This is a genomic window from Frankia sp. CeRuru1 (assembly GCF_977966315.1).
This window is the reverse complement of record NZ_CDWWEW010000430.1, coordinates 1-4117: the sequence shown is the minus strand read 5'-3', so window position 1 is coordinate 4117 and position 4117 is coordinate 1. Positions and strand designations below refer to the sequence as shown.

At 71.9% G+C, this 4117-nt stretch carries 4 protein-coding genes; 1 reads left to right on the top strand and 3 read right to left on the bottom strand.

The window, feature by feature from the left end; translation table 11 throughout:
• Positions 1 to 63: 63 nt before the first annotated feature.
• Entirely contained in the window at positions 64 to 582 is a 519-nt protein-coding gene (locus AC08OP_RS21975) for a MarR family winged helix-turn-helix transcriptional regulator (protein ID WP_476615915.1), read from the bottom strand.
• A 304-nt stretch (positions 583 to 886) separates the two neighbouring features.
• Between AC08OP_RS21975 and AC08OP_RS21970 the strand changes: the two genes are divergently transcribed.
• A complete protein-coding gene (locus tag AC08OP_RS21970; RefSeq protein ID WP_462203872.1) occupies positions 887 to 2029 on the top strand; it encodes an Mrp/NBP35 family ATP-binding protein in 1143 nt (380 codons plus the stop codon).
• A 130-nt stretch (positions 2030 to 2159) separates the two neighbouring features.
• Here AC08OP_RS21970 and tatB read toward each other — a convergent pair whose 3' ends face one another.
• The gene (gene tatB / locus AC08OP_RS21965) at positions 2160 to 2699 is read right to left on the bottom strand and encodes a Sec-independent protein translocase protein TatB (protein ID WP_476593515.1); all 540 of its coding nucleotides are present in this window, start codon (positions 2697 to 2699) and stop codon (positions 2160 to 2162) included.
• Between the two features lie 67 nt (positions 2700 to 2766).
• A partial coding sequence (locus tag AC08OP_RS21960; protein WP_476615914.1) for a S1C family serine protease occupies positions 2767 to 4117 on the bottom strand: 1351 nt, incomplete at its 5' end.

Below are 4117 nucleotides of genomic sequence, written 5' to 3'. Positions count from 1 at the left end.
CGGCTGGGGTACCGGCCGGGGTGCGGTTGCCGGCGGGCCGTGGCGCCGGCAGGCCGTGGCCACTCAGGCGTCCGCGCCGCACCCCCGGCCGTGGCCACCCGGCCTCGGCGGGCTCAGCCGGCCCAGCAGCTCGGCGAGCAGGTCCTGCTCGGTTCGGCTGAAGTGGGAGAGCACGTGCCGGGCGACCCCCTTGAGGTGGGTGCCCGAGGCCGCCCGCAACCGGTCGAGCCCCTGCGGGGTGAGGGTGGCGAGCGTGCCGCGGGCATCCGATGGGCAGGACCGCCGGGCGACCAGTCCCTCCCGTTCCAGCCGGTCGACCAACCGGGTGAGACCGCTGCGGGAGAGCAGCACCGCCTGGGCGAGTTCGCTCATCCGCAACTCGCCGTTCGGGGCCTCGGCGAGCTGGACCAGCACGTCGTACGAGGCCAGGGGAAGCCGGTGAGCCGCCTCGAGCTCGGCCTCGAGGACCCGGGTCACGTGGGCATGGGAGTGCAGCAGCTCACGCCAGGCCCGCATCCCATGTTCGTCGACCCAGTCCTCGCCGGTCTCGGAGCTGGCGCCGAACATCTCTTCGACTGCCATCGCGTCCTCCCGCCCCCACACGATCAGCCTACGTCGCGGCCCGCCCGCAAAACCGTCCCAAGCAGCCGCCTCCGTCACCGGGACACATACCAGGCACATACCAGGACACAATCACCCCTGGTCATGGCGATGGGCACGCTCCGCACCCGTCGTGAAGCCGACAGGGCGGGGCACGCTCCCCGGTCCGCCGAACACGGCAGACGGGAATTGTGAGCCGGCACCGTCACGTCCCCCGCGGGCTATCGTGGACCCACAGGCGGCCCGGCGGGCCGCACCTGATACCAACCTGTGACTGAGGTTTCCCTTGTCCCTATCCCGGCCTTCCCCCGACGCGGTCCAGTCGGCTCTGGCGACGGTGCACGATCCCGAGATCGGTCGTCCCATCACCGAGCTGGACATGGTCTCGTCGGTTCGCGTGCTCGACGACGGCTCGGTCGACGTCGGGGTCCTGCTCACCGTGTCCGGCTGCCCCATGCGCGACGAGATCATCAATCGGGTCAGTCGAGCCGTCAGCGCGGTCAAGGGCGTCCGCGAGGTCCGCGTCGATCTGCAGGTCATGTCGGACGAGCAACGCGGTGCCCTGCACGCGAAACTGCGGGGGGGCAACGCCCCCAAGGCGATTCCCTTCGCCCAACCGGGCTCGACCACCAGGGTCTACGGCGTCGCCAGCGGCAAGGGCGGCGTCGGCAAGTCCTCGATCACCGTGAACCTGGCCGCCGCGATGGCCCGTTCGGGCCTGTCGGTCGGTGTGCTCGATGCCGACATCTACGGGCACTCCGTGCCCCGCATGCTGGGCATCGACCGCCCGCCCACCCAGGTCGAAAAGATGATCATGCCGCCCCAGGCGCACGGGGTGCGAGTCATCTCCACCGGGATGTTCACGCGTGGCAACCAGCCGGTGACCTGGCGCGGACCGATGCTGCACCGTGCCCTGGAGCAGTTCCTGTCGGACGTCTTCTGGGGTGACCTGGACGTCCTTCTCCTGGACCTGCCGCCCGGCACCGGTGACATCGCCATCTCTCTGGCCCAGCTGGTGCCGTCCTCCGAACTGCTGCTGGTCACGACCCCGCAGCTGGCGGCCACCGAGGTCGCCGAGCGGGCCGGGACCATCGCCGTGCAGACCCGGCAGAACGTGGTCGGGGTCGTCGAGAACATGGCGTGGCTGCCCTGCCCGCACTGCGGCGAGCGGGTCGACGTGTTCGGCTCCGGCGGCGGGGCGGCGGTGGCCGAGCGGCTGACCAGGGTGCTCGGTCATGACGTACCGCTGCTGGCCCAGATCCCGGTAGACGTCCGGCTCCGGGAAGGCGCCGACAACGGCGTGCCACTGGTCATCGGCGAGCCGGACAGCGAGGCGGGCAAGGCCCTGGACGCGGTGGCAGGCCGGCTCACCTACCGCTCCCGTGGGCTCGCCGGACGCAGCCTCAACCTCACGCCGGTGGGGCGCTGAACACCTACGATCGGCCGTCCGTCCCGGTTCGCGCAGCCTGATCGACGCGAGCCCGGCCCCGGCTGATCCCGCCCCGGGGCGGGTCCTCGAGCCGACGGCGGCGCCGAACCTCAGGTGGCGTCGGGTCGGCTCAGGTGGCGTCCGAGTCGAAGGGCACCTCTGTCGCCGGGCCGTCGCTCCGTGCCGGCTGCGCCGGCACGCCCCGGGCGGCGGAGGCCTTGCTCGGCGAGACCTTCGACAGCATAGGAGACACCGGACCGGGCGGCGCCGCCGGGACCGCGGCCTCGGCGCCGGGACGAGCCGGGTCCTTGGCCGCGGGATCTCTCGGCAGCGAGGACTTGGTCAGTGACGGCACCGCGGGCGGATCGTCACCGAGGAGCAGCGAGTCGAGCGAGGTCCGCTTGGTGAGGTATGGCGGCAGAACCGGATCGTCCTCGAACAGGTGCTTGCGGACGAAGGTCTTGGGATGCAGATCCCGGATATCCAGATCGGCGAATTCCGGGCCCAGCTCGGACCTGAGATCGTTACGCATGCCGTTGGCCATCTGGCGCAGCTGACGCAGCACGCGTCCCGCGTCCCTGGCGGCCTTGGGCAACCTGTCCGGGCCGAAGACGAACAGCCCGATCAGGAGCAAGACGACGACTTCACCCCACCCGACACCGTTGAACACGCGCTGAGCGTACCTCTCCCGGTGTTACGGGCAAGGAGCTCGCGGGCAACGAAAAGATGCCTGCAGCTCAGCGCTGTTGTTCCTGCAGTGTCAGCTGGATGGTCGCGGTGGCCCCGGCGCGTTCGTAGGCGACCGGTACCCGGTCACCTACCCGGTGGAGCCGGGCGGCGACGATGAGGTCATTCATCCCGCTGATGACCCTGGTGCCCACCCGCGTGATGATGTCGCCGACGCGCAGCCCGGCGCGCTCGGCGGGGCCACCGGGCGCCAGGTTGACGATGCGGGCACCCGGCGTGGTTCCCGTGGCCTTCGCCTGGCCGGCGGTGACGGTCGCAGCCGACACCCCGAGGTACGGGTGGGTCGCCCGGCCGGTCGAGATGATCTCCTGAGCGACCGAGCGGGCGAAGTCGATCGGGATGGCGAACCCCACGCCGATGCTGCCGCTCTGGCTCTGGGACTCATGGCCGGGCACCGCGGCGATCGCGGTATTGATCCCCACTATCTGGCCGAGGCCGTCGAGCAGCGGACCACCGGAGTTGCCCGGATTGATCGCCGCGTCGATCTGGATCGCCCCGATGAGCACCGTGGGGTCGGTGCCGCTCTCGGCCGGGACCATGGGATTGCGGTCGAGCGCGCTGACAACGCCGGTCGTCACGGTGCCGGCGAGGCCGAACGGCGCCCCGATGGCAACCACCGGCGCTCCCACGACCAGCGAGCCGGACTGGCCGAGCGCCGCCGCCGGCAGGGGTTGCGGGGCCGGGATGCGCAGGACGGCGAGGTCAGTCTTGGGATCCCGCCCGACCAGGTCGGCCTGGACCTGGCCGAACTCCTGGTAGCGGCGCACGGAGATCGGAGTTCTGGCGGCGACCGCGGGCGCCACGACGTGGTTGTTCGTCAGGATGTACCCCTCCGGGCTGATGATCACCCCGGAGCCGGTGCCCGCGGCATCGCCGGCCCCCCCGCCACCGGCGTCGATCGTCACCACACTGGGCAGAGCCGTCGCGGCGATCGACGCGACCGACCTGCGGTCGGAGCTGGGCGCGGCGGTACCGACCTGCAGGGCCGCCGACGCCTGCCGGTCGCTGCCGCGCTCGGTCATCGAGACGAGCAGCGCACCGATCCCCCCGCCCAGCAGACCCGCGACCAGGATGCTCGCGAGGAGGACCCGGTGACCGAGAACGACCGGGCGACCGGGCGCGACCAGGCGCCCCCGCGGCGCGGGACGGCCGGTCAGGACGCCGGCGAACGGCGCGGCGACCGCCGTGCCGTTCGAGCCGCCGCCGGAGTCCGCGGGCAGCGGATACGGCGTCGAGGTCGGCGACCACGCCCGCGGGGAGCCCGTCGCAGCGGGTAGTGGGGCCGGCGGCTGCGTGCCGAAGCCACGCACCGCGGTCACTGTCGGCAAGTCTCTCGACGGC